Source organism: Guptibacillus hwajinpoensis (assembly GCF_005144865.1).
Classification (GTDB): Bacteria; Bacillota; Bacilli; order Bacillales; family Guptibacillaceae; genus Guptibacillus; species Guptibacillus hwajinpoensis_A.
This window is the reverse complement of the sequence record NZ_SWFM01000008.1, coordinates 50,242-76,406: the sequence shown is the minus strand read 5'-3', so window position 1 is coordinate 76,406 and position 26,165 is coordinate 50,242. Positions and strand designations below refer to the sequence as shown.

General features: G+C 37.7%; 21 protein-coding genes and 1 pseudogene. 6 read left to right on the top strand and 16 right to left on the bottom strand.

Going from position 1 to position 26,165, the window contains the following annotated elements; genetic code table 11:
* Positions 1-10 precede the first annotated feature (10 nt).
* Positions 11-1,525: an RQC-minor-2 family DNA-binding protein gene (locus FBF83_RS18755; protein ID WP_136948681.1), complete on the bottom strand. Its 1,515-nt coding sequence runs from the start codon at positions 1,523-1,525 to the stop codon at positions 11-13.
* A 164-nt stretch (positions 1,526-1,689) separates the two neighbouring features.
* Here FBF83_RS18755 and FBF83_RS18750 point away from each other — a divergent pair, with 164 nt between their 5' ends.
* The gene (locus FBF83_RS18750; protein WP_136948680.1) at positions 1,690-3,144 is read left to right on the top strand and encodes a phospholipase D family protein; all 1,455 of its coding nucleotides are present in this window, start codon (positions 1,690-1,692) and stop codon (positions 3,142-3,144) included.
* A gap of 264 nt (positions 3,145-3,408) precedes the next feature.
* Positions 3,409-3,777 carry a VOC family protein gene (locus FBF83_RS18745; protein ID WP_136948679.1) on the top strand — a complete coding sequence of 123 codons (369 nt, stop codon included), beginning with the start codon at positions 3,409-3,411 and terminating at the stop codon, positions 3,775-3,777.
* Between the two features lie 52 nt (positions 3,778-3,829).
* Here the strand turns inward: FBF83_RS18745 and FBF83_RS18740 are convergent, their stop codons facing one another.
* Positions 3,830-4,060, bottom strand: coding sequence for an excisionase family DNA-binding protein (locus tag FBF83_RS18740; RefSeq protein WP_048311162.1), 231 nt, complete (start codon positions 4,058-4,060; stop codon positions 3,830-3,832).
* A 118-nt stretch (positions 4,061-4,178) separates the two neighbouring features.
* Between FBF83_RS18740 and FBF83_RS18735 the strand changes: the two genes are divergently transcribed.
* Positions 4,179-5,033, top strand: a complete 855-nt coding sequence (locus FBF83_RS18735) for a DUF4097 family beta strand repeat-containing protein (RefSeq protein WP_136948678.1) — start codon at positions 4,179-4,181, stop codon at positions 5,031-5,033.
* A 103-nt stretch (positions 5,034-5,136) separates the two neighbouring features.
* Here the strand turns inward: FBF83_RS18735 and FBF83_RS18730 are convergent, their stop codons facing one another.
* Genes FBF83_RS18730 through nagA form a run of 4 tightly spaced genes read right to left on the bottom strand, consistent with a single transcriptional unit; the run spans position 5,137 to position 8,562 of the window.
* Positions 5,137-5,886 carry an SIS domain-containing protein gene (locus FBF83_RS18730; protein WP_136948677.1) on the bottom strand — a complete coding sequence of 250 codons (750 nt, stop codon included), beginning with the start codon at positions 5,884-5,886 and terminating at the stop codon, positions 5,137-5,139.
* A gap of 15 nt (positions 5,887-5,901) precedes the next feature.
* Positions 5,902-6,624 carry a GntR family transcriptional regulator gene (locus tag FBF83_RS18725; protein ID WP_136948676.1) on the bottom strand — a complete coding sequence of 241 codons (723 nt, stop codon included), beginning with the start codon at positions 6,622-6,624 and terminating at the stop codon, positions 5,902-5,904.
* A 33-nt stretch (positions 6,625-6,657) separates the two neighbouring features.
* Positions 6,658-7,374, bottom strand: coding sequence for a glucosamine-6-phosphate deaminase (gene nagB, locus FBF83_RS18720; protein ID WP_136948675.1), 717 nt, complete (start codon positions 7,372-7,374; stop codon positions 6,658-6,660).
* A gap of 12 nt (positions 7,375-7,386) precedes the next feature.
* Entirely contained in the window at positions 7,387-8,562 is a 1,176-nt protein-coding gene (gene nagA / locus FBF83_RS18715) for an N-acetylglucosamine-6-phosphate deacetylase (protein ID WP_136948674.1), read from the bottom strand.
* A 182-nt stretch (positions 8,563-8,744) separates the two neighbouring features.
* Between nagA and nagE the strand changes: the two genes are divergently transcribed.
* Positions 8,745-10,598 (top strand): N-acetylglucosamine-specific PTS transporter subunit IIBC, encoded by a 1,854-nt coding sequence (nagE, locus tag FBF83_RS18710; protein ID WP_136948673.1) that lies wholly within the window; start codon positions 8,745-8,747, stop codon positions 10,596-10,598.
* Between the two features lie 59 nt (positions 10,599-10,657).
* Here nagE and FBF83_RS18705 read toward each other — a convergent pair whose 3' ends face one another.
* The 10 genes and pseudogenes from FBF83_RS18705 to FBF83_RS18660 all read right to left on the bottom strand — a co-directional run.
* Positions 10,658-11,221, bottom strand: a complete 564-nt coding sequence (locus FBF83_RS18705) for a hypothetical protein (RefSeq protein ID WP_136948672.1) — start codon at positions 11,219-11,221, stop codon at positions 10,658-10,660.
* 12 nt (positions 11,222-11,233) lie between these two features.
* Positions 11,234-12,421 carry a ParM/StbA family protein gene (locus tag FBF83_RS18700; RefSeq protein ID WP_136948671.1) on the bottom strand — a complete coding sequence of 396 codons (1,188 nt, stop codon included), beginning with the start codon at positions 12,419-12,421 and terminating at the stop codon, positions 11,234-11,236.
* Positions 12,422-12,914: 493 nt separating this feature from the next.
* Positions 12,915-13,184 carry a DUF4190 domain-containing protein gene (locus tag FBF83_RS18695; protein WP_136948670.1) on the bottom strand — a complete coding sequence of 90 codons (270 nt, stop codon included), beginning with the start codon at positions 13,182-13,184 and terminating at the stop codon, positions 12,915-12,917.
* A gap of 259 nt (positions 13,185-13,443) precedes the next feature.
* On the bottom strand, positions 13,444-14,988 hold the full coding sequence (gene mqo / locus FBF83_RS18690; protein WP_136948694.1) for a malate dehydrogenase (quinone): 1,545 nt from the start codon (positions 14,986-14,988) through the stop codon (positions 13,444-13,446).
* Between the two features lie 224 nt (positions 14,989-15,212).
* On the bottom strand, positions 15,213-15,680 hold the full coding sequence (gene yiaA / locus FBF83_RS18685) for an inner membrane protein YiaA (protein ID WP_136948669.1): 468 nt from the start codon (positions 15,678-15,680) through the stop codon (positions 15,213-15,215).
* 344 nt (positions 15,681-16,024) lie between these two features.
* Complete coding sequence (locus FBF83_RS18680; protein WP_136948668.1) at positions 16,025-17,212, bottom strand: DUF6575 domain-containing protein; 1,188 nt, start codon at positions 17,210-17,212, stop codon at positions 16,025-16,027.
* Positions 17,212-17,634 (bottom strand): hypothetical protein, encoded by a 423-nt coding sequence (locus tag FBF83_RS18675; protein ID WP_136948667.1) that lies wholly within the window; start codon positions 17,632-17,634, stop codon positions 17,212-17,214. The genes FBF83_RS18680 and FBF83_RS18675 overlap by 1 nt, the downstream gene beginning before the upstream one ends.
* Positions 17,635-17,772: 138 nt before the next feature.
* Positions 17,773-18,105: a helix-turn-helix domain-containing protein gene (locus tag FBF83_RS18670; RefSeq protein WP_169525637.1), complete on the bottom strand. Its 333-nt coding sequence runs from the start codon at positions 18,103-18,105 to the stop codon at positions 17,773-17,775.
* Positions 18,106-18,210: 105 nt separating this feature from the next.
* A complete protein-coding gene (locus FBF83_RS18665; protein ID WP_136948665.1) occupies positions 18,211-21,363 on the bottom strand; it encodes a type I restriction endonuclease subunit R in 3,153 nt (1,050 codons plus the stop codon).
* Between the two features lie 633 nt (positions 21,364-21,996).
* A pseudogene (locus FBF83_RS18660) lies at positions 21,997-23,541 on the bottom strand (N-6 DNA methylase); the annotation flags it as partial.
* A gap of 446 nt (positions 23,542-23,987) precedes the next feature.
* On the opposite strand from FBF83_RS18660, the gene FBF83_RS18655 reads away from it, so the two are divergent.
* Entirely contained in the window at positions 23,988-24,716 is a 729-nt protein-coding gene (locus FBF83_RS18655; protein WP_136948663.1) for a hypothetical protein, read from the top strand.
* A gap of 180 nt (positions 24,717-24,896) precedes the next feature.
* Complete coding sequence (gene radC / locus FBF83_RS18650) at positions 24,897-25,505, top strand: RadC family protein (protein WP_240688150.1); 609 nt, start codon at positions 24,897-24,899, stop codon at positions 25,503-25,505.
* Positions 25,506-26,165 lie beyond the last annotated feature (660 nt).

Below are 26,165 nucleotides of genomic sequence, written 5' to 3'. Positions count from 1 at the left end.
GTGGTGCCTGTCACCCGATAACAAGCCTATAAGCTTTGTCCGTAAGCTGATAACCCTTTGAAAGCTTAACCAGCAGTCCATCTTTTTCAAGCTGTTTAATCACTCTCACAACATGCTTCTCTTCCCAATCTTCGAGCATTCCAAAAGCATCGCTCTCATGTATACCTTGTGCTCTTATTGCATTTGTAGCTTGACCTGTTAAAACTTTTGTAACCACATGGAGCGGATCATTTTCATTGGATGCAACAAAGGAAAGTAGGGACTTCACTTGACCATAAGTCATAGTCTGTCGCTTAATTACTACATACATATCGTCATCGGAATGATCATTCTTTTGAAACGTTTTTAGTTTCTCAAGATAATGTCTGACTTGTTCCAAATCGATTTCATTTAACTCAGGTAGACTTTTACGTGGCTTAAATGGTTCGATTGTATCCGTGGATACGTTTGCTAACCAGATTAGCGGTGATCCTACTCTCTTTTCAGGTAGAACCACATGACGAATTTGTTTATAAGTTGTAACGAGGTGTGGTTGTTCTATTGACGCAAGGTCTTGGTCAGATAAATACCCTTCAAGTTTGAAAACCTCATCAAACAGAGATTTATACGGTTCAAACTGATTTATCAGATTAGCTAACTCTTCTATCTTCTCAAGTAAACGAGGCGTTTTATCTATCATCTCGTTAAATTGGCGCTCGATCGTCACAATTCTTTTGCAAGCCTGGTCCATATCCACCTCTTCGTTAAGGTAGACGTTCTTTTCATTTACTTGATAATAAATTGAATACGTACATTCTTCACAATAATACTCTACCTGCCCTTCAGAAGAATGAAAGATCATATCTTTCTCATGATCACACGAGAGATCATCCCATAACCAGTCAGAGGGGATTGAACGATAGGCTCTTAACACAACTCCAACTCGATGGCGCCAGTAGGAAAGGTCTTCGGGTGTATGCAACAGAGAGATAAGTGGGGAACGATTCATCTTCTCTACAGCTTCAACAACCTCTCTCTTTTTTCTAGCTAATTGAATAAATGGATGAAGTTGAAACGCCTCCACGATCTCTTTTTCCCATTCACTTCGGTTTTTTCGTGCAAGTTCAGCACAAAATAAGTAATCCTGAATCACTTGATCAAGATGATGATCTAACTTTTCACTCGAAAGTTGTAGATAATGTTCGGGATAAGCGAGATCATTGTGAATTGGTATTCCGTGCATGGATGAGAAGGAATTCCACAGTAGTAGTTCTGGCTTAATCAGCTGTGGAAATAATTCATCCTCCCGATTCAAAGGAACTGGTAAAACTGCTTCATTATCCTTGTTAAGAAACGCCTGCAAATTTCTAATTTCCTCCGAAGATAGAGCTGCAACTTTTCGTTTCACTTGTTCATGAATGCGGTGAATGGTTCCTTTCTGTACTTTTTGTCCTAGTGTTCTAACTCGTTTGTTTTTCTTACCCATTGGAACAAATGCAAATAAAGGGTACGCTTCAAAATGATAAGCATGATGTTCGACGCTCATAATGCAAAACCCGCTTTCTGATTTCCGATTCGCTACCTTTCAGTATAAAGTGGGGGCTAGAAATGGAACAACTAATAAACTCTCTATAAAACACATTGAGATATGGGATAAATATATAATGGTAAGGGTATAGAAAAGAAAATAGAATCTGAGGAGCGCACAGCATGGAAAAGAAACACTGGTACCAGAAAAAGCGGTGGATTGTTTTAAGTATCTTTCTGCTTATTTATGTAGGGGTGATGACCTATCATCGATTTAAACCGTTGCCAGAAGGGGTCTCTTACGCTGGAGATGTACATAACCTGAACAAGAATGACATTGAGTTTCTTTATGATTTAACATATGACAAGAATGACAAAGAAGTCTATGATCATAGTATTTTTGACGAGATCAACCAAATAATTAAGGAAGCAGATGACTTTTTAATCCTAGATCTTTTCTTATTTAACGGCTACACAGATGATAAACGGGATTACCCTAAGATTAGTGAGGATTTATCGAGTGCAGTTGTGAAGAAGATGAAAGAGAATAGAGATCTAGAAGTCGTCTTAATTAGTGATGAAGTAAATACAACGTATGGTTCCCATCAAGCTAAGCAGATTCAACGGATTAAAGATATGGGAGCAGAAGTCATTTACACAGATCTAAACCGTCTGCGCGACCCGAACTTGTTCTATTCAGGTATATGGCGAATGACACTTTCCTGGTTCGATCAGGACGGATTTGGGTGGCTTCCAAACCCAATGGCTCCTTCCGCACCGAAAGTCACCATGAGATCTTATCTAGAACTCTTAAATGTGAAAGCGAACCATCGAAAAACAGTCGTGACGGAAGATGCCGGGATTGTTATGTCAGCCAATCCTCACGATGCAAGCGGATTTCATTCGAACATTGCTTTTAAAGTAAAAGGTTCGATTCTAAATGATCTCATTCAATCCGAAAAAGCAGTTGCATCCTATTCTGGCGGTGATTTATCTCAATTTCCAGACGAAACAATTCCAGAAACAGAACCAGATGAGACTTCTAATATTCAGGCGCAAATCGTAACGGAAAGTAAAATTCAAGATAGTGTCGTAACAGCTATTGATGATGCCAAGAAAGGGAACATGATCTATATCGGTATGTTCTATCTTGCAGATCGAGATATTGTTGACGCACTCGTCGATGCAGCTGAACGAGAAGTCGACGTGCGCCTTGTCCTGGATCCCAACCAGAATGCCTTTGGACAGCAAAAAATCGGTCTGCCGAACCTCCCTGTTACGGCTGAGCTCCATAAACAGGATAAAGAACATCTATCAATTCGCTGGTATGATACGAACAAAGAGCAATTCCATACGAAGCTCCTTTACGTAAAAGGTAAAAATGAAAGCACAATTGTTGGTGGATCAGGCAACTATACCTCAAGAAATATGGATGATTACAACATGGAAACGAACATCCATTTGAAAGCATCGAATGAAAGTGAACTTGTCAAAGATGTTGATAGCTACTTTGAACGGATATGGTCCAATGAGGACGGTGTTTATACAGTAGGATATGAGGAGTATCAGGATTCTCTCCCTGCCTTTAAGTATGTGATGTATATCCTTCAGAAGATCTTTCAAGTTACCACATACTAGCAATAAGAAAATCCCCGAGAACGATCTTCTCGGGGATTTTCTTGGTTACCTTGTTTTTTGTTTATTTCGCAATTTCTTCACAATCGGATAGATCATTGGACCATATTTTATAGCACGTTTAATTAACTTTTTCATAAAGGATACCTCCTCCTGATAGTAGGGCTATTCCCGTTATTCAATTTCATAAACGAAATAGAAAAAGGAAATGCATGATTCTGGAGAGAAGTACAAGTTATTCAATTTTTTAGGGGGATGTTCTAATAAATGATTAAACAAGTGAGACAGATCGGCATTCCGGTTCAAAAAATGGAACGTGCGGTTCAGTTTTACAAAGAATTACTGGAGCTCCAACTTCTCTTTGAAACAAACACAATGGCCTTTTTCAACTGTAATGATTTACGTCTTCTTCTTTCCATACCAGAGAACAAGAAGTTTGCCAACGCAAGTTCCACCGTTTATTTTGAGGTTGATGAGATCGAAGCCACCTACACCCGACTGCAAAAGAACGGCGTCATGTTTACAAGCAAACCTCATGTCGTCGCAAAAAGGGATGATACTGAGACGTGGATGGCCTTTTTCCAGGATAGTGAGCAGAATACTCACGCCATCACAAGTGAAGTCTCAATTAAATAAAGGAAGGATGCCATTTATATTAGGCATCCTTTCTTACCGTGCAATAAGTAACTTAATCCTCGTCCTTCACATCGGGATCTTCAGGTAGAGGCTCATTTGCTTCTTCTTCCATTCTCTTCTTCATCTTTTCAAGCTGTTCAAAATGCGTGTTGAACTGCTCTTTGTAAAGTAAATACTGCTCGCCATCGAACAGCGTACGAACTCGCTTTTCGCGTATTAAGGTTTCAATATAGGACTCGGGTAGAGAAAGATACTCTGCCGTCTCTTTAACCGTGAGGTACATAGACATGCCTCCAATTGGCTTGATTAAGTTACTACTCAAGCTAATGTTTTCATCAAATTTTATCGTATAAGATTACTATAGCACATAGGGTAAAGTTGAATAAGTGGAGGGATAGGAGATGAAAAGTGGATTTTATGCAATCGTTGGAATACTTGCAGTTGGTGCGGTTTTATTAATTTTGTACGAGAATACATCATTATTCGCAAGTGGAAGCGCGGAAAATAGCACTGAAATGTCAGAGCGAATCGATCAAGTAAGCATTGTTACTCACAGTAGCCATATGAATATTGTTCCCGAAAGCCGCGATGATGTAAAAGCCACTCTTAGTGGAAAAGGCGAGCTATTTGTGAGAAAAAGAGGCGGTACTATTGAAGTGGAAGTAAAACGCAAATGGTATGAGTTCTTCAATTTCAAAGGAGAATCAACTGTTACCGTCTATCTTCCTAAACACTTCAATAAGGACCTTAAGCTTGAAGTTGGTTCTGGAAAAGTTGAACTAATGGCAGGTTCAACTCCACTCGTTTTAAATGAAGTAGACCTCGATATGAGTTCTGGAAAAGTCGAGCTTTCCAACCTAAAAACAAAACATTTTAAGCACGATGGCTCTTCCGGAAAGCTTATGGTGGATCGACTTACAACTGAGGAAGGTCATTTTGATATTAGTTCAGGCGATGTCATTCTAACCGGGTATAATGGTCCCTTTGCAGGAGATATGTCTTCCGGAGAAATGCATGTCCAAATGGATAAGCTGTCCGGAGATGTATCATTCGATTTAAGTTCAGGTACTGTGGCGTTAGACCTACCGGAAGAGGCTGATTTCACGTTGCAAACTGAAACTAGTAGCGGAGATGTTTCAACGGACTTCACACTTAAAGATCAAATCGTTAGCAATAAAGGGATCACTGGAATTCACGGTTCAGGAAAATACAACGTATCTATTTCGCTCTCGAGTGGTGATGCGAAAATATATTGATTGCCATGGACGGTACCAATTCATGTATATTATTCCCGGGGTAATTATTTTAGCAACTTTTATCAGCACGAAAAAAGCTCTCCTAATACATCAGGGGGAGCTTTCACTTATCACTAAGGCTATCCAAAAGTGGAATACGATCTTTATAGCGGTTTATTAGAGCCTTGTTTAATTCATCAGATCCATCTATATTTCCACTTTTAAAAACTGGTGGTTCAATTCCTCGTTGAATTAACTTTTGAATAGCTTCAACGACAATAGCGTTCATTATGGTCAAGCCAAGAATACCCGAGATAGAGCCGAAAGAGATATTATGCTTTTCATCGTGCATCACTGCATCCCCTTGTGTTACATGATTATCTAGAACAAGATCGACCACCTCATACAAATAGCGACCCTTTTCATGACGAGATGGCTGCCCCACTGAAGCCTGCCTTGATGTTAAACCAATTACATATGCTCCCTTTTCTTTACTTACGCGAGCTACATCTACAGGAACAGGATTACGCCCTGACGTCGAAACCACAATAACGACATCACCTTTTCTTATATCCTGTTCAGTCATGAAATCTTCAACATATCCATTCATTCGTTCAAATAAAGTCGACCGTGTTCCGCCTTTATGTAACATTAAATCTTCTACAAAAATCGGATGGATTGGCACAAGTCCACCTGAACGATAGAAGACTTCTTCAGACATCATATGCGAATGTCCGCATCCAAAAACATGAATAATCCTATCTTTTACTATGCTGTTAGCTATCTCCTCAGCTGCTAGGTTCATAGCGCTTGCTTCCTCTTTTTCAATGATCTCAAGAGAATCCTTTACAATCGATACGTATTCCTTAAACAAATACCCACCTCCAAATTATCGTTTAAGTGTTATCGTAAATTTATACCGATCACCTCGATAAGATGATTTAACGATTTCGAGTGGGGTCCCATCCGTAAGTGCTGTATTTCGTTGAATAAGAAGAACTGGAGCACCTTTTTGTATGTTGAGATATTCTGCTTCCTGCTGAGTTGCCACAGACGATTCCAACACCTGTGTAGCTTCATCTATCTTGATCGATAACTGGTTTTCAATATGGTAATACAACGAGTTTTGAACGATTTCTTCAGTCAAACCCTTCACAAGGTTTGCTGAGATGTACGTTTTCTCTAATGCCATTGGTATTCCATCAGCCAATCTTATTCGTTTAATTTCATAGACAGGTGCATGCTTTTGAATGGTCAATTGTTCAGAAATATAAGTGGGCGCAGGAACAATTTCAAAGCCAACAAGCTTGCTACTTGGCTCCATTCCACGCGATTTCATATCTTCTGTAAAACTTGTTAAACCCATTAGCTGCTGTTCAATTTTCTTCTCAGCAACAAATGTCCCTACCCCTTTTTGCCGGTACAGGTACCCAGAGTTAACAAGCTCTGTTATCGCCTGACGAACCGTCATACGGCTAATACTAAACCGCTCAGCGTACTCCCTTTCTGACGGAAGTGAATCACCTGGTTTTAGTTCTCCTTGTTCGATTAACCCTTTAATCCATTCGACTAGTTGATAATAGATTGGTAATGGGGATGTCTTATCAATCATCTTAGACAAACTCCTTTCAGGCTTGCTCAAAACTTATAACGCTTTTTGGTCAGCAATAATTGTAACATGAGGATGTCGGTTTAACACCGAGGCGGGAAATGATTCACGCACATCACCACTTAACAATTCTTTTAAGGCACTTCTCTTCGTTTCACCAGATACAAGTAATAGAATTTCTCTACTTCTCATAATTGTAGCGATCCCCATCGTAATAGCTTCATGAGGAACATCGTCAATATGATTGAAAAATCGAGCATTTGCTTCTCTTGTGGACTGCGTAAGCTCAACAAGATGAGTATTCGCTTCAAAAGATGTGCCTGGTTCGTTAAACCCGATATGCCCATTGCTCCCCATTCCAAGAAGTTGAATGTCAATTCCTCCTGTCTTTTCGATTCGCTCTTCATATGCCTTGCATTCTTCCACAAGATCGAGCGCCACACCATTTGGAAGATGAATATTGTTTTTTTGAATATCCAATTCGCTAAATAAATTTTCAGACATAAACGTATGATAGCTATTCGGGTTATCAGGTGAGAACCCTACATACTCATCTAAATTATAAGTTGTTATTTCCTTATACGATGTGCCATTCATACGGTGATCTTCAATTAGCCTTTTATAAGTTCCCCTAGGCGTGCCACCTGTAGCAAGTCCCAAAACCAACTCTGGATTTGTAGAGATCTTATCAATTAAAAATCTCGCTGCGAGCGAACTCATATGTTCATAATCGATTGCTTCAATGATCCTCATCCTCTTCACTCCCTATTTCGTATAAGCTAGCTGACCTTTACAAAATGTCATAACCACATCCCCATCATCGTTCAGAAGAATGAAATCTGCATCTTTTCCAGCTGCTATGCTACCTTTCCGGTCATACACTCCAAGCTGTTTTGCAGGATTCTCAGCAGCCATCTTAATCGCACTCTCAAGTGTACAACCCGTAAAATCCTGAATATTCCGGAGTGCATCATTCATGCTCAATACACTCCCTGCAAGGGTGCCATTCTTTAACAGTGCTTTTCCATCCTGAACCCAAACATCCTGTCCACCCAGTTCATAACGTCCATTTTTCAAGCACTTTGCACGCATTGCATCCGTAATAAGAATGATACCTTCACCTGATTTTTGTTTATAAGCAAGATGAATCATTTCAGGTCTAACATGATGACCATCTGCAATGATTTCAGCCTTTAAATCCTTGCTTAATAATGCAGCACCTGCAACACCTGGCTCTCGATGATGAAGACCTCTCATTCCATTAAATAGATGGGTGACATGAGTTGCGCCATATTCAACAGCCTCTACTACTTCTGCATAGGTTGCATCGGAATGACCAATTGAAGCTACAATGTCTTGCTCAGATAAATAGCGAACCAGTTCCACTCCCCCATCCTTCTCAGGTGCTAATGTAACAAGCTTTATCGTTCCTTGTGCAAGTTCATTCCACTCTTTGAATAGTTTAATGTTTGGTTCCAAAATAGCATGAGGAGGCTGAGCACCTGCTCGTTCAGCGTTAAGAAAAGGTCCTTCTAGATGGATTCCAAGAACCTCTGCGCGCCCACGTCGATGGTTACCATGTATATAGTCACCAGCATTTTTAATTGCTTTCTCTAAAAGGTGAGCATCCTGAGTAATTGTTGTCGCCAAAAAGCTAGTCGTGCCTTCTCTTGGAAGTGCTTCTGTCATCACATCGAGCGCTTCCGGCGTAGCATCCATTGTGTCAGCCCCATTAACGCCATGAATATGAACATCAATCATACCAGGCAACAAACTCAAATTTTCAGATGTAGGGTAGACAACTTCATGATTCTCCGCTCGAATATCTCCCCGCCCAATGGCTTTTATTTCTCCGTTTTCTACTTTTATATAACCATTTTGAATGGTTTCTTGTTCGGCATATACCGTTACATTTTCAATAATAAAGGCAGTAGCGTTCATTATGTTAACTCCTCTCATGAGTTGTGTGTTTTTATAGTATCACCGTAAAGTACAGTTGTCTATACCAGAAAAATAACCTGTTGATTGAAGTGTACCTAAATTGGTATAGACAACTATATTTAAGGTTGTTATGATGAACATGATAAAAAGCGTTTTCAAATTGTGAAGGGGGTTGATTGTTTATGCTCGGAGCTTTACAAAGAATTGGTAAGTCATTAATGCTTCCAATTGCTGTACTTCCAGCTGCCGCGTTGCTGTTGAGGTTAGGACAAGATGATTTTCTTGGCTTACCTTTCGTAGCAGCTGCAGGGGGAGCGATTTTTGATAACTTAGCACTCATTTTCGCCATTGGTGTGGCGATTGGGTTCTCAAAGGATGGTAATGGGGCAGCTGGCCTTGCAGGCGCAATCGGATATCTCGTTCTTACCCAAGGAACGAAAGCAATTGATGAGAATATTAATATGGCCATTTTAGGAGGGATCCTATCAGGTATTGTTGCAGGACTTCTCTATAACCGCTTTCATGATATTAAATTACCTACTTGGCTTGGGTTCTTTGGTGGACGACGCTTCGTGCCTATCATCACTGCAACTGCTATGATTATATTAGCAGGTATTTTCGGATTCGTATGGCCGCCAATTCAAGAGGGCATTAATGCATTGGGAGAATGGATTATTGGTGCAGGAGCGCTAGGAGTAGGTGTCTTCGGTTTCTTAAACAGACTACTTATTCCATTTGGACTACACCATGTTTTAAACAGTTTAGTATGGTTTGTGTTTGGAGAATATAACGGTGCAACTGGAGACTTAAATCGCTTCTTCGCTGAGGATCCTTCTGCAGGTATCTTTATGACAGGTTTCTTCCCAATTATGATGTTCGGTCTTCCTGCAGCATGTTTTGCAATGATAGCTGCTGCAAAAAAGGATAGAAGAGCAGAGGTAGGCGGGATGTTAATCGGAATTGCGTTTGCCTCCTTTTTAACAGGAATTACAGAACCAATTGAGTTTGCTTTTATGTTTCTATCACCGCTATTATACGGAATTCACGCACTCTTAACAGCAAGCTCTATGGTTGTTGCTTACGTTCTTGATATTCACCATGGATTCGGATTCTCAGCTGGCGCAATCGACTTTTTCCTTAATTATGGCCTTGCTCAAAAGCCAGGGCTACTTCTAGGAATCGGATTGTTATATGGAATCATCTATTTTGTTATTTTCTATGTCTTAATTAAGAAGCTGAATTTGAAAACGCCTGGTCGGGAAGATGAGGATATGTTGGTTCAGACTAACAAAGCTGAAGGCGACAAGTACGACATTATGGCTGGTCACTTTATAAGAAGTATCGGAGGTATTGATAACATCTCATCCATCGATAACTGCACAACTCGACTGCGTTTACAGATGAATGATATGTCAAAAGTTGATGAAGCAGAGTTAAAAAGGCACGGTGCTCGTGGTGTTGTTAAAGTTAGTAATCGTAACTTACAGATTATTGTTGGCACAGATGTTGAATTCGTCGCGGATGCTATGCGTGGCACCAAATCAAATCCTGCTACTAGTCAAGGCGACTCAACTGCACAAACTGCACTTGCCGAGCATGATTTCGTAATGCCTGTGCAAGGTAAAATTATTCCACTAACAGAAGTACCAGACGAAGTGTTTTCTGCAGGTATGATGGGTGATGGTTTCGCTATATTACCCGAGAACGGAACCTTCACTTCACCGGTTGATGGGGAAATTATTAGCGTTTTCCCTACAAAACATGCGATAGGTATTAGATCCACTCAAGGAGTTGAGATTTTAATTCATGTCGGAATTGATTCTGTAAACCTTAAAGGGGAAGGCTTTACAACTCTCGTAAAAGAGGGTGACACAGTTAAAAAGGGACAGAAGCTCATGGAAGTGGACATTGATTCCATTAGACATTCTATTTCTTCCATTGCTACGCCAATCATTTTCACAAACCTAAAAACATTGAAGGTAAAGAAAACGGGTAACGCGAAGCAAGGTGAGTCAGGCATACTCTCAATTGATTAATTTAATCTCACAATCTATAAAAAAAGGCAGCAGGAATAATTTCCTGCTGCCTTTTCTTATTACTTATTCATCCGATCTAGAAAGCCGCCAAGTAGATCATCTGCACTCTCTTCTACCTCTTCAACCGCTGAACTTTGCTCCTGCTTCGCCTGATCCCAATCAAAATTCATTAGATCGTCGTCAGAGTCTACTGGAGCTTCAATAGTATCTGACACTTCTCTTTGTACTGCTCTGTTTGAAAATTCTTCTTGTAAATAGAGCGCCTGATCTATATCAATCGAGTTGCTAGTAAACGATGCAAGGAGTGATGCAGCGCGCAGAGGATCTGATAAAATTTGGTAAACGATGTTTCCGAGAAGCGCCTCTGAATGCTCATGCTTCAGCCAATCCCTTTGCGCCTTGCTTAACCCTTTTGGTAAAGGAACGGTGATGGCATCGTTGTCGCGTCTTATCGTTTGAGTAACACCATCTAAAACATACTCCGCAATGCGGCTTGAGAAGTTACGTTTTTCCTCTTCTTTAAGCTTTTGCAGTTGCTTAAGAATATGATCAGGTGTATCAGATGGAAGACGAAATGTAATCGCCTGTCCTCTCTGAATCCCAGTCATCCCCGCCTTTTTCATCAAATCACCCTACTAGTTTTTGACCTTGTGCTTTTCTTCTTTCTTTTCTTGTGGCTTATCCTTTGCATTCTTTCTGTTGAAATCAGAAATTAGCTTATAATAAGCGTTTGACATCATCCAGATGCTCTCTTTCTCATCTTCAAAGAAATCAATATTATAACCATCAAGGTTGTTATTTAGCGTTTTAAGATAATCTTTCAAAACAATTGAGCCGCCTCCAACAAAATAGCAAATCTCAGATTGAGAGTTTTTCTGCCATACATTGCGAAGGTGACGATACTGCTTCTTAGCAAGTTCAAGTAGAATACGATCTGTAATATCGTGAACGCTCGTACGACTACCGCGCACCATGATATGGTTACGATCATTTTTCTTCGTAATGATATCCACTACATCACGACGGCTATCGAGCTCTACGCCGTGCTTTGAGCGAATCTCTTCACGAATTGCTTCAAGTGACTCTGCCACTCCAATATTGAAGCCCTGTGCTTTGTCATCATCAACGTTTCTATTCTTAATAACAGCGATATCAGTTGAAAGACCACCAATATCCTGAATTAGAATACGCTTATCAATCAAGTCTTTATTAATAATATTGAGATCATTGTCCATCACAAGGTTAATGTACGCCGCAAATCCTTCAGGATAAACTTTAACTTCATCAAATTTAATGTTAACTTTCTTACCTTGGTACTTAGGAGTTACAAGAAACTCTACCTGATGAACTGATCCTAGTAATCTTGAACGATAGCCAACATCTTTACCTTCTTTAACTTCACGTAACGGAAGACCTGTTCCTAGTGTGTAGTTCGCATCTACAACACCATTTTGGTTTTTGAAGTTAGCTGAATTATTCTCATTAACAGCATCTAAAGCAAGTGATGCAAAAAGCATAACTAACGTTTGATCCTCTTCAGATTTTGCACTTCCTGGATCCAACTCCATTGGGTTGTCACTTTTCGTTGCTAGATTACCAACACGATAAATTGCATTGTTATCTTTCAATGCTGGTGAGTGAACACGAATGTGAATCCCATCAAGCGGATCCTTCGTATCGAGCTCCTCAATCCCAATTACTGGACGATCTTCTATATCTCTTGCGATAACGTTTGGTATGTATAGGTCGGATTCAATTTTTCCATAAATGCCTTTTAACGAGTCATTACCTACATCTACTGCTGCAATTCTTGAATTACTCATTTAACGATCCACCCTTTCATATTTAATAGTCTAGTATTTCTACTATTAACTTAAAAGTTATAGAAATATACGATCCACGTCAATAAGTCAATTTATCTAGTTTACAATTACGTTTACATGTATACAAAAACGTATACTTGTAAACAAAATATGTTTTCATGTAAACAATATTGTAAACACCTTACACACCAACGTGTGTACATCTTTGTATACTTGCGTACGATTAATGTGTACAATGTATACAATTCTGTTTACAAGTATACATTAGTCGTAAACTTTTTTTATGGAGGCTTATAGTCTCTATCAAATGGACAATACTCCTCCGTCTAATGAAATATGTGAGCAGGTGGATTTGAGTCGGTTTTAAATGAAGAAGCGGATTAGAATTTTATGAGGAAATAAAATGAGGGTTAGAATAATGACCTATTTTTAAAAGTGGAGGCCTCACTAAGAGAACCGCCACTTTCGCAATCTGTTTAGAGCTATCTAAACGTTACATTAAAGAGGCTAAAGAGGCTAAGCCTGCCCAAAACCATATTTTCAAGCCAATTGTTACAATGCCAGTTATTAACCCAGTAACTGCAAACCCTTTTTTAATTGGATTCTTCATACCAATTACGCCGAAAATAATTGCTAAAATGGCGAGAGGATATGGGATCAATGGCACTGCAAAGAGGACAAGGCCAATGATTCCTAGCACCAAGGCTGAAACAGCTAGACCGTTGCTCTGTTGCTGTTGAGTTACGTTAACATTCCCTTCCATTCAAATTCCCCCTTTTAAAGTAGTGTTCTCTCTTTAGTTACCTGTTTTTTTACATAATTGAATTTATTAGACAATTTTTATTTTTATTACAAAAACTTTATTGGAGCAAACAAAAAATGCGGTAGTTAACTACCGCATTATCTCAAAGTTATTGTTTTTAGAAGGCGTAAGAGTAAGGTCAATGGCTCCCAAATTTAAAATCAGTATATTCTACTCATTAAATTGGAAAGCTTAATCCTGTTTCTACATCACGAATTTATTAATTATAAACCGTCTCTTTTTGATGAAGTCCCAATGTATGGGCTGTTGAAGAATGAATTTCTTCGAAAAGCTCAGGATAATTCCCAATGGAGACGCCATAGGAAGGAATCATTTCTTTAATTTTTGTTTCCCATTCTGAAATTTGATCTGGGAAACACTTTTCTAATACTTCTAGCATAACGTGAACAGCTGTAGAAGCACCTGGAGAAGCGCCTAGTAGCGCAGCAACCGAACCGTCAGAAGAGCTAACAACCTCAGTTCCAAATTGCAATGTTCCTTTGCCAGATTCCGTATCCTTTATAATTTGTACACGCTGACCTGCTACTACTGTATCCCAATCCTCAAGTTTAGCGGTTGGAATAAACTCACGCACTTCTTCCATGCGCTTTTCATCAGATAACATGACCTGCTGAATCAGGTATTTTGTTAGACCCATTTCTTTTAGGCCAGCAGCCATCATTGTTAACACATTATTCGGCTTTACTGTATTAATCAGATCCATATTTGAACCAGTTTTTAAGAACTTGGGCGAAAAGCCGGCAAATGGTCCAAATAGCAAAGTTTTTTCATTGTTGATGTACCTTGTATCGAGATGCGGAACAGACATTGGAGGAGCACCCACCTTAGCTTTGCCGTAAACCTTTCCGTGATGCTGTTCGATTACCTCAGGATTTTTGCAAACCATAAAGAGTCCACTGACAGGGAACCCTCCGATTTGCTTCGCCTCTGGAATACCAGTCTTTTGAAGTAGTGGAAGACTACCGCCCCCTCCTCCGATAAAGACGAAATCTGCAGTATGGTACTCGAGTTTGTCGTTATGGTTATCATGCACCTTCACTTCCCACAAACCGTCTTTCGTGCGCTTAATATCCTCCACACTGTGCTTGTAGTTTACCTCTACGTTTTCACTCTTCAAGTGATCAAACATGAGGCGAGTTAGTGCACCAAAATTTACATCCGTTCCAGAATCGATTTTTGTAGCTGCTATCGGTTCATCCGATGTTCGTCCTTCCATGATAAGGGGAATCCATTCTTTCAGTTTTTCAGGATCCTCCGAGAATTCCATCCCTTTAAATAGGGGGCTCTCTGACAACGCTTCCAAACGTTTTTTCAAAAATGCTACATTACTCTCTCCATGTACAAGACTCATATGTGGGAGAGGCATGATAAAATCTTGCGGATTACTAATTAAACCATTTTTCACTAGATACGACCAGAACTGTCTTGAAAGCTGAAACTGTTCATTTACCTTTACAGCTTTGCTAATATCGATCGACCCATCAGCATCCTCAGACGTATAGTTTAGCTCACATAGCGCAGCATGGCCTGTACCAGCATTATTCCATTCATTCGAGCTTTCTTCACCTGCAGAGCTTAGTTTCTCAAACACTTTAATTTCCCAATTTGGTGCTAATTCTTTAAGTAAAGATCCTAAAGTCGCACTCATAACTCCAGCACCGATTAAAATAATGTCTTTTTTTTGATTGTTGCCCATGATACCATTCCTTATCTCATTTATTTGTAAAAAAGAGTAGGCGCTCATGCTCAAGTATCGCAAAAAGCTGGCCTCACTTAGGAACATACCTTTTCTATCTCCATTATAACCTTATCATAGTCTGTTATCATGTTTGTGAAAGAATTTTCTGTAATAATCAGAGGAATTAATGCCTTTTTAGTCAATAAAATCGTACAAATTTAAAATTTGTAACTTAACAAAAAAAAAGCTAAGTCACTAGACTCAGCCTTTCCCTTGTTAATCTACCATAATTAATCTCTTTCTCTAGCCAATTGAGTATCACGAATATTTTTCTGTATGGTAATGGCTGCAAATAGACTAAGAATAAATGACATACCATAAAACCCTTTTTCGCTTAAGATAATACTTCCAGCATTATAAAGTCCGATCGCCATCAAAGAAATGGCTGTAATGACTGCAAACCAACTGAGACCATAATAGATGCCTGAAACAGGGATATCCTCTTCCTTGTCCCTAACCGCTTTTTGCAGGGATACAGCTGCGTATAGTCCGAATACCAATACAGCAAAGTAATACCCCTTCTCATTCAGTTCCATTCCGGCATTGAAAAGACCAATTAAATAAGCAGAAACCCCTATTACCAAAGCGGTCCAACTTGCTCCCTTAAAAGCGGCTGTCGGTTCCCCTTCTTTCCTTTCTACCTTGATCTTTGGCTTTTTTTCACTCGACATTAACGGATTTTCATTCATATCAGGCATTAGCTGATCCCCTTTGCTATCACAAAGTATTCTTCTACACTGCTCTATAAAAAACATTATAGCAATTTTATGTAGAATATGTTTACTACTATTGGATGAATTATTTTTTCATAACGAAAAGATTTTAGGGATTTCCATTCCAATCAGCTAAGTTTAATTACTTATACAAAGTTTCATTCAAAAGCAACAATCTTTGAGAAAAGAGCCTTTTTAAATTACAAAAAACCGTATCTATTTATGATACGGTTCACCGTAACGTTGGATAGGGTAAACTAATACTAAAAGGGTAGAAGGAAATTGATATCCTTTTACCCTTGGGTTTACCAAATGTATATTTATTCTCTCTATAATGGTTTTGTATCAACCTCCAGTAATTTATAGAATATCTTTTCTTTATTGGTACTAGTATTAATTACTTTTTTAGACTCGATTAAAGCATTTACTTCCATTGGTACCTCAAAGGTAAAACCGCTAAGTACAATGCTTTTAATCTGTTCAGATAAATTTCCTGAGTAGTCATTTTCGTCATCGCCTTCAATGTAGAAAGTGTTTCTTTTTAAATTAATCGCTATAAGCTTTCCTTTGATATTCATTTCATTAAGTATTTCCGTATTTTCAGCGAGAAGTTCAATAGCTGAATTTAACTGTTCTTTTGATAGTGAATCCAGTTTCCTTCCTGAATTAGGTGATACCCATTCAAATTTTAAGCTACCAGAAGTGCTTTGTACTGAATTAAGGAATTTCTTATACCATTGTGCAGCACGTGGGTTAATTTCTTTTATGTTCTGCCTCAATAGTTCATGATTTTGACTATGTATTAACAAGTCAGATAGCTGATTCATAGCTTCCGTAGCTGGTGTTATATTAAAAACATTAGCTGATTTCTTTGACTTTATCCTTATGCCAAAAGATGATTCAAATAAAGATGTAACATTGGCAGAATTATCTTCTACAACAGCCACAGGAGGTTTTCTTAAGTTAGAAGTCCATCTTGGATCTAACGAATATAGAGTGTATTGTATTGATGTTAAAGTTTCGCCAAGGCTTCGACAACTAAGCTCGTAAGCTTCCTCTCCACCTTCTATTGCAATATCTAAGACATCTCTACGGCTTTCAATAGCTTCTTCCATCGCAGATGAAGGTTTAGGTTGTAATTCTGAATAATCATTAGCTGTACTTAATGGTGCAAATGAATCTTCGTCTGGTAAATACTCATCTGGCACATCACCCCTGCAAAGAATATCTATAGTAGGCTTAAAACCCTCTGTCACAGGAAGGTGCACCTCAAATAAATGATCTTCAGCATTTGTAATAGCATCTCTGATAGATTTGCTTCCTCTTTTTATCTCATTGACTCTTGACTTACTAACAGGTATAAACAACCAATGATCTGACTTCTCTAACTCATCAACCAAGAAAGCAAGAAATTCTGTAGAATTATTTCTACATGTGAATATTCTTGGACCATCATAATAGAAGATTATATCTAAAACTTTCAAAGGTCCTAATGGTGTATATAAATCACCATACATTATATGTCCTCTCCTATCTTCAGGATCTCATTAAAGTATATATGAGGCATAATACCAATGAATGTCCACCAATTCACATGAGAATTTCCAACTGCTTTGCTAGGATCGTAAACAAAAACCCCAGTTTCTGGTGAAATGTATCCTACAGCCACCTTATTCATTTTCTTCATATTTATCCCTGAAAAATACTTATGAGCAACTGTTATGTCTTTAGTACAACTCAAAACAGAAAGAGCCAGCTCATCACAGGTAGCAGTTGTATATTTTTTTCTTCTTATGCCTGGCGCGATAAAATCCTTTTCTTTTACTGTATTTGATTGAACAATTCTATAAACTTTCAACTCTTTATTTATCGCTTTATCTAATGGAGGACAACTCTTTGGAAAATAATCAGGGAACCGTTTTGATTCATTCTTTCCCATATATATCACCTCTAAACGGATAGAATTAGATTTATCATAATACACTCATTTCTACTTATGTAACTTTTTTCCTTCTAAATAAACAAATAAATCCAGATCTCAAGCTGAAAATGAGCACTTGGACCTGGATATTTACTATTATTCTATATTTAAATAATGTTCAATTTTCATCTTAACTTTAGTTCGCAAGTTCTCATGTCCGTTCTCAATCTTGGATAAAGTTTCTAGACAGATACCTAGTTTAAGAGCTAGTTCTCTTTGTGTGCAGCCCTCTGCCTTACGCTTCATATAAACATCTCTTGCTAAAGATGATGGAAGTTCAAAAGCTTCATCATCTTCTTCATCGTAATCAGAAAGCCACTCGCCATTCCCATTATCAAACTCCATGTCTAAGTATTCCTCAATACCCAATAGTTCCCGCAGTTCTTCCTCAGTTTCGTAAAAGAAACCATGGCATAATTTAGTCTTCATCATTTATCCAGCACCTTTTTATCAAAATACAAACAGAGTGATTTAACACACATCTCATTTGTTATTTAGATTTCAACCATTAGGTACTGAGAAAGCAACAAAAATCTAATATTTATTTGCATATGCCTCCGCCAAGTTCTCAGCTTGTTTCATTACTGTTTTAATTGCTGCCTCCTGTTTATCAGGTGGATAACCATACTTATTTAATGTACGCCTTACTAAGACCATCAGACGAGCTCTAACGCTCTCTTTAATAGACCAGTCAATAGTTGTATTTCCTTTAACCTTACTTGCTATTTCTCTTGCTATTTCTCTCAATTGATGGTCACCTAAAACGCTTACAGCACTATCATTTGTTCCAAGAGCATCATAAAATGCTAATTCATCAGTTTCCAAACCTAATTCCACTCCACGTATATCAGCAGAATTTATTTCTTTTGCAATTCGTATCAATTCTTCTATTATTTCTGAAGTAGTAAGTAAATTATTTTGATACCGTTTCATTGCTTGGGTAAGCATATCCATCAACGACTTTGACTTAGTAATGTTATGCTTTGTACGAATTCTTATTTCGTCGTTTAAAAGCTTTTTAAGAAGCTCAATAGCTACATTCTTGTATTTCATACCCTGTATTTCTTTTAAAAATTCTTCTGAAAGTACAGAGAGATCGGGCTTTTCTATGCCAGACGCCTCAAAAATATCTACTACCTTATCCGAATAGAGTGCACTATCAACGATGTTTTTAATGACAGAATCATAATTTGTTTCGCTTCCATCATCTACAAGATTAAACTTTGTAAGTCTAGCTTTTACGGTTTGAAAAAATGCTATTTCCTCTGCATTATCTAAAGTAACTTTATGCGGTTTAGATAGTGCATACGCCTTACTAAGTAAAGTAACTTCCTTGATGAATCGGGTCTTTCCATTTTCAAGACCAATAATAAAGTCTTCAGCTCGTAGAATCGTAGATAATTTATCTTTGGTTTGCGAAGAAAAGAAAACTTGATAATCAAAACCAAAAAACATTTGACGTACTACTTCAAGCTTCTCAATGAGGAAATCAACCGCTTTTTGTTGAGTTTCAGCAGGCATTCCTTTTCCGCCACTTTCGGCATAGAATCCTAATGCGTTCTTCAGGCTAGTTCCTATACCTATATAGTCAACAATTAGCCCTCCTGGTTTATCTTTAAACACTCTATTCACACGTGCAATAGCCTGCATTAAATTGTGATCTCTCATAGGCTTATCGACATACATCGTATGCAATGAAGGAGCATCAAAACCTGTCAACCACATATCTCTAACGATTACAATCTTTAAAGGATCATTTTCATCTCTCATACGTTGAGCTAGTGATTTTCGTTGCTGTTTTGTGGTACGGTGCTTTTGCATACTGACATCTTCTGAGCTAGAAACTGTCATAACAACTTTAATAACACCTTTATCTAAATCTTCATTATGCCATTCTGGCCTTAGTTTAATAATTTCTGAGTATAATTTAACTGCAATTTTTCTACTCATAGCAACTACCATAGCTTTGCCATCAAATACTTTCTGCCTACTTTCATAGTGATCAATAATATCCTTTGCAAGGTTTGCAAGACGGTCTTTGTTTCCAACAATTGCTTCTAATTTTGCCCACTTTAACTTAGCTTTCTGAGCTTCATCTAAACCGCTATTAGTAGACAGTTTATCATCAAATTGTTCAATTAATTTTTTTCCTTCATCTGTGAGATTAACCTTTGCAAGTCTACTTTCATAAAATATAGGCACAGTAATCTTGTCCTCAACTGCCTGAGCTATATCATAGATATCAATATAATTTCCGAAAACAGCAGGTGTATTGACATCATTTTTCTCTACTGGCGTTCCAGTGAACCCAATATACGTTGCATTAGGCAACGCATCTCGCATATATTTAGCGAAACCATATGCAAGACGGTGACCTATTATATTTTTGTTTTCATCTTTAATTTCTCTCAACTTTGCATCAAATCCATATTGTGTTCGATGTGCTTCGTCAGCTATTACTACAATGTTGTTTCTAGTTGAGAGAGTTTCATAATCAGATAAACCATCCTCTGGCATGAATTTATGAATTGTGGTAAAGATAATTCCACCTGATGAAACCTTAAGTAGTTCTTTGAGATGTTCACAATCCTCAGCTTGCTGAGGTGGTTGTCTCAAGATATCAGAGTTCCCTACAAAAGTGTCAAAAAGCTGTTCATCAAGATCGTTTCGATCTGTAATCACCACAATAGTGGGGTTGTTAAGTTTCTGTACAAGCTTTCCCGTATAAAAAACCATTGATAAAGATTTTCCAGCCCCTTGAGTATGCCAAACAACCCCAGCCTTTTTGCTTCCATCAATATCTGCTGCTTCTAATGTTGTTTTCACTCCTTTATTCACAGCATAATACTGATGATAAGCTGCAACCTTCTTGATCGTTTCAGTTCTCGTTTCTTTTGTATCCTTATTCTCACTCTTCGATCTCTCAAAAGTAATAAAATTCTTAATATAGTCCAATAGTGTTTCCTTATTTAACATCCCACGTATGAGCGTAGTTAATTCATCATCATACTTTGATGCTTCATTTAATCCATCCTTTGTTTTCCAAGCGGAAAAACGAGAAAACGTAGCAGTAAGAGATCCTACTTTAGCCTCTAGTCCGTCAGAAATAATACAAACTGTGTTGTAAGTAAATAAAGATGGAATAGTAGACTTGTAAGTTTGAATTTGGTCATATGCCTTTCTAACAGTTGCATTTTGATCTGAAGGATTCTTTAATTCAATTAATACAAGGGGTATTCCGTTTATAAATAAAATTACATCAGGACGTTTATTAATATTGTTTTCAATAATTGTAAATTGATTAGCTACTAAGAAATCATTGTTTAAGGGGTCATCAAAGTCACATACCTTTATACTATCACCAACAATTTCATCTTCTTTCCGATATTCAACTGGTATACCATTAACAAGCAAGTTATGGAAATTTTCATTGTCTGAGATTAATTTCAAATTATTATATCGATGTAGCTTGGTAACAGCTTCGTCGATAACATAAGAAGGTATGTTAGGATTCAAACTATACAAAGCGTTATGAACTCTGCCCAAAAGTAACACATCTGAATAACTTCTTCGCTCGGCATCTATTGAGTCAGGGCCGATATCTGGCCCCGACAAATAGTTATAACCTATATCAATTAATTCATCTATTGCCATTACTTCTATCTCGGATTCACACAGCTTTGGCATAACTTATATCCCCTCTTTCAAAAAATATTATCTTCCTGTGAAATATTCGTTTAATTTAACTGAAGTACCTCGTATCGAATCCTGTAATTCTTTTAATAAGGTAATCTGTATCATCATCTCATCATATATTGAGGAAATCCTTTTTTGCACATGGAAATCTGGAATTTCTACTTCTAATTTCAGAAAATCATTAGGTGGTGCTGTTCGTCTACGCTCATGTGTTCCAATAGATATATTCCAATACCATTTCTTCATATAACTGCTCTTTAGTATGTGACCAATAGTCATCGGTTCAAACTCTGGTTTTATATTGAACACAGAGTATGCAGGAGATGTTATACCTTCATCAACAATCCAGCATTGATCAATTGCACCAGCCCATAATAAATAAGGGTTATATACGATATCCGATTTTTTCACAATTTTGTATTTACTAGTATCCTCTGTGGCAACGCGTTTAGAAAAGCGTTCTCTTTGCAATACAAGCCCTGCATTTTCAGTACAAGTCAAAATTTCAGGCTCTTCTCTTTCACCTAACACACTGGATGATTCGACCAATATATCATTTAATGTCAATTTAATTGTATTATTTTTATCAACCTTTGATAATTCATTTGTAACCATAAGTTTAAACTCTCTTGAGGCATCCTCGATTTGACTAACTTTGTTTTGAATTTCCTGTATTCCTGAATGTGCCATATTAATTGATTCGACCTTATCTTTACGGTCAGTATCCTCTTCACTAACTCCAATGTAATGGCCTGGGTAAAGGGAATAATCATTATCTCTTATAGTTTCAGTGTTGACAGACTTACAATACCCAGGGATATCTTGATATTCATCTGTATTTCTTAACCAATTCTTAAAAGTGTTGCTTATTTCATTTATATTTTCAGAGGTTAATTTCCTATGAGTCCTACTAGTATCAGTGTATATTCTAGAAGCATCAATGAATAAAGTTTCATTATTTCGTTCACTTTTATCTTTTGAAAGAATCCATAGGCTGACAGGAGCAGGTGTAGAGTAGAATAGTTTCCCTGGCAGTAATACAATACACTCTACGAGACCATCTTCTACCATACCTTTACGAATATTTTTTTCAGCATTTAATTGAGAAGCTAGTGACTTAGTAGCCAGTAAAAAACCAGCTTTACCTCTTGGAGATAGATGCTGAATAAAGTGTTGAATCCAAGCATAATTCGCATTTGAAGTAGGAGGTTTTCCATAAATCCATCTACTATCATTTGATAGTAATTCACCAGACCAATCCTTATCATTAAAAGGTGGGTTTGTAATTATGAAATCAGCCTTGAGGTCTGGATGAGCATCTTTAACGAAAGACCCCTCATTATTCCATTTAACATTAGAGCTATCTATTCCACGTATTGCCAGATTCATCTTACATAACCGCCAAGTTGTTTGGTTACTTTCTTGTCCATGGATTGATATAAGATCCGTCGGATTGAATGGTACTTTTTTATCATTAAATTTATAATAGCGGTCACTATGAGCAAGAATAAACTTCTCACTCTGTACAAACATTCCTCCACTACCACAACAAGGATCAAACACTCTACCTTCATAAGGTTCTAGCATTTCAACTAAAAGACGTACCAGGTTTGAAGGAGTGTAGAATTGTCCACCCTTTTTCCCTTCTGCTAAGGCAAATTGACCTAAGAAATATTCATAAACAGAACCTAATACATCTTTAGTTTTTGAAATACTATCTCCCAGTGCAATAGTACCTATAAGATCAATTAATCCTCCAAGAGATTGTTTATCTAATTTTTCTTTGGCATATTCTTTTGGAAGAACTCCTTTTAATGAAGGGTTATCTTTTTCAATTGCTTCCATTGCTTCATCGACATCTTTACCAATTGATGAGAGTTTAGCTCTACCTTGTAAATACTCCCACCGTGCTTGAGGAGGAACGTAAAATACATTTTCTGCTCTATATTCATTCATGTCTTCAGGATCTGCGCCTTCATATTCTCCTTGTCCTTCTTTTAACTTGTTATATAGTTCTGTAAAGCTATCAGAGATGTACTTCAAAAATATTAGTCCAAGTGCAATATGTTTATACTCTGCAGCATCCATGTTTTTTCTAAGTTTATTTGCAGAACTAAAAAGGATTTGTTCGACTGGTTCGTTTTGTTTTTGATTAATCTTTTTTGCCATTTATTTCTCTCCCAACAGTTTGTTCTCTCAGTATTTAAATCAGTGGAACCACATAATAATGGACGGGATTAACTCCAAGCTAAATATGCATTCAACTGACAAGAAAAACCCTATTACTATAATACTATTATTTCTACTTTAATGCAGGAAGACCTCTCATCTCACAAAAATATCCAGGTCCTGACCACCTTAAATTTTAACCACAACCCTCAATTGTAATATTATGTAAATTCATTGCAAAATCCAAAAAAATCAATTTTATCAACCCTTAATATTAAACTAGATTGAATGTTTTCTCAACGTTCCGAGCCCACCCCCTCATTTAATACATAGCTGAAAGGAAGTGAGATGAATGAAAGGAAAAATGCAGTGGAAATTTTCTGTTCAGGAGAAAAGGTGAGAGACGATTTGCGGTTAAGATTAAATTAATAGGGAGGATTTATACAATGATTGTTAAGCCAGATGTACGCTCCTTAAGAAGCAGAGATCGTAAAGTAAATATTCTTTCCATTCTAAATTCATCAATACTTGGAACTAAAGAAAGAATGAATTTGTTACAGCAATTTTTTAGAGAAATGATGGTAGAGAATCAGGATTACGGAATTGTTGAGGGCTACCAAAAACCCACGTTACTGAAGCCAGGTGCAGAAAAACTGTGTGACATCTTCGGCTTTTCTAAACAAGTTGACATAATTAACCGTATTGAAATCTGGGATAAGGGAATCTTTGCTTATGAAGTGAAGGTGACTCTTCTCAGCAAAGAAAGTGGGTTTATGGAAGCAGAAGGATTAGGAAGTTGCAACAACAAGGAAAAAGCATACGTTGACCAAGACCCATTCACACTAGTTAATACAATTCTAAAGACGGCGACGAAAAGAGCACTAATTGATGCTGTACTTTCAGCGACAAGAACTAGTGGGGTATTTACACAAGATATTGAAGAGTTCCCTAAGTGCACTTCTCAAAATAAAGGAGGTGATGAGCCAGTTACGGATAAGCAGCTGAAAATGATATTCAAAACAGTATATCAGTTGAAAATGCATCCAGAAGTCGCAAAAGAAATGATGCAAATGATGTTTCATGTAGATCACAGCACCAAGCTCACAAAACACCAAGCATCTTCTTTCATCCAAGACTTATTACTGTTGAAATCTACGAATAGCTTAAACAAATGAGGCTCTTTGAGTGCACTAAGCATTCTAAGGGCTATTTTTATGCACAAAAAAAGATGAGCTCAATGAACGAACTCATCAACAATCGACGTTAATTACATTATACAGATTAAATTAATATCCAACAAATCGGAGAGACACTCGTCTCTCCTTTTTTATTTCAATTAAATGGAGGAATTAATTATGATAAACCAATTTGATAAGCTTACCTTTAAATTGTTGCTTGCTACTAGTATTCGTGAAAAAGAAGACAGCTATATTGTCAGTGAGATTTTCAAACGCTTCCCGTCTATTCAGGAAATATTGGATGTTACTGAGGAAGAACTTCTTTCCATTAAAGGAATTGGCAGAGTAAAAGCTCATCAAATTATTGCTGCCTTAAAGTTAGCAAGGTTGAATCCAAGTACAACTGAAGAACGATTTACTATCAGGAGTCCACAAGATGCCTTCACCTATTTGAAAGACATGCAGTACCTAACACGTGAAGAATTTGTTTGCCTTGGCCTGAACACAAAGAATGAAATATTATTTAGACAAACAATCTTTGCAGGCTCCCTTAACGCATCTATCGTGCATCCTCGTGAAACCTTCTTGCCCTTAATACGAAGAAGCTGTGCTAGTGCCATCGTTGCACACAATCATCCATCGGGGCAGCCTGAGCCATCTAAAGAAGACATAGAAGTTACAAAACGCCTTAGGGAGGTAGGAAAGGTTGTGGGTATTGAGGTCCTTGATCACATCATAATTGGCCATGAGAAGTTCATCAGCCTAAAGGAAAAAGGATATTTGTAAGACTAAATGGGGGCTAGCCAGTTGCGGTTAGCCCTTTATTAAACAGAACTAAAGGTTCTGGTATTTTGATATATTACACCTACATACCTGAAATTAATTTTAAAATGGCTCTTGAACCCTTATCCTATAGGGTTTCCGCCTTTCAAGCCACTTTATTACCAAACATCTTATGTGAGCCTCTCGCGGTGTGTGATACACTCTAAAACAAAGAAACTACCATTATTAAGAGACTTTGAGTGATCTCGTCTACAAATACTCACGGACGAAACCACTGTTCTTTTACATCGTGTACAGTCTAGTAGAAGAACAATCACATCTACCCTTACTTCTTCTGTTAAGTACCCATGTACTTCCAAATCCTTCTTCTCTTCTCCACATACACTCAACTTTGCACTGTAGACTACCTTGCCTTCCCCACTGGTGTTCAGCTCCTCATTTGCTACTCTTGCTGATTTAACTCCATGTTGTATTTGAAGAAATTAGGAATTGTGTAGTCTTCCTTCTATGTTTTGAAATCTTACTGCTTAACCGATTCACACTAGTTAGTAAGATTGTAAAGGAGGCGCCGAAACCTACTTTGTGTTAGAGAGCTTGTACTTAGATGCAGAAAAGCAAGTTCACAGTTCCGTAGTAGATATCGGGTGCGGCATCAGCTTTTCT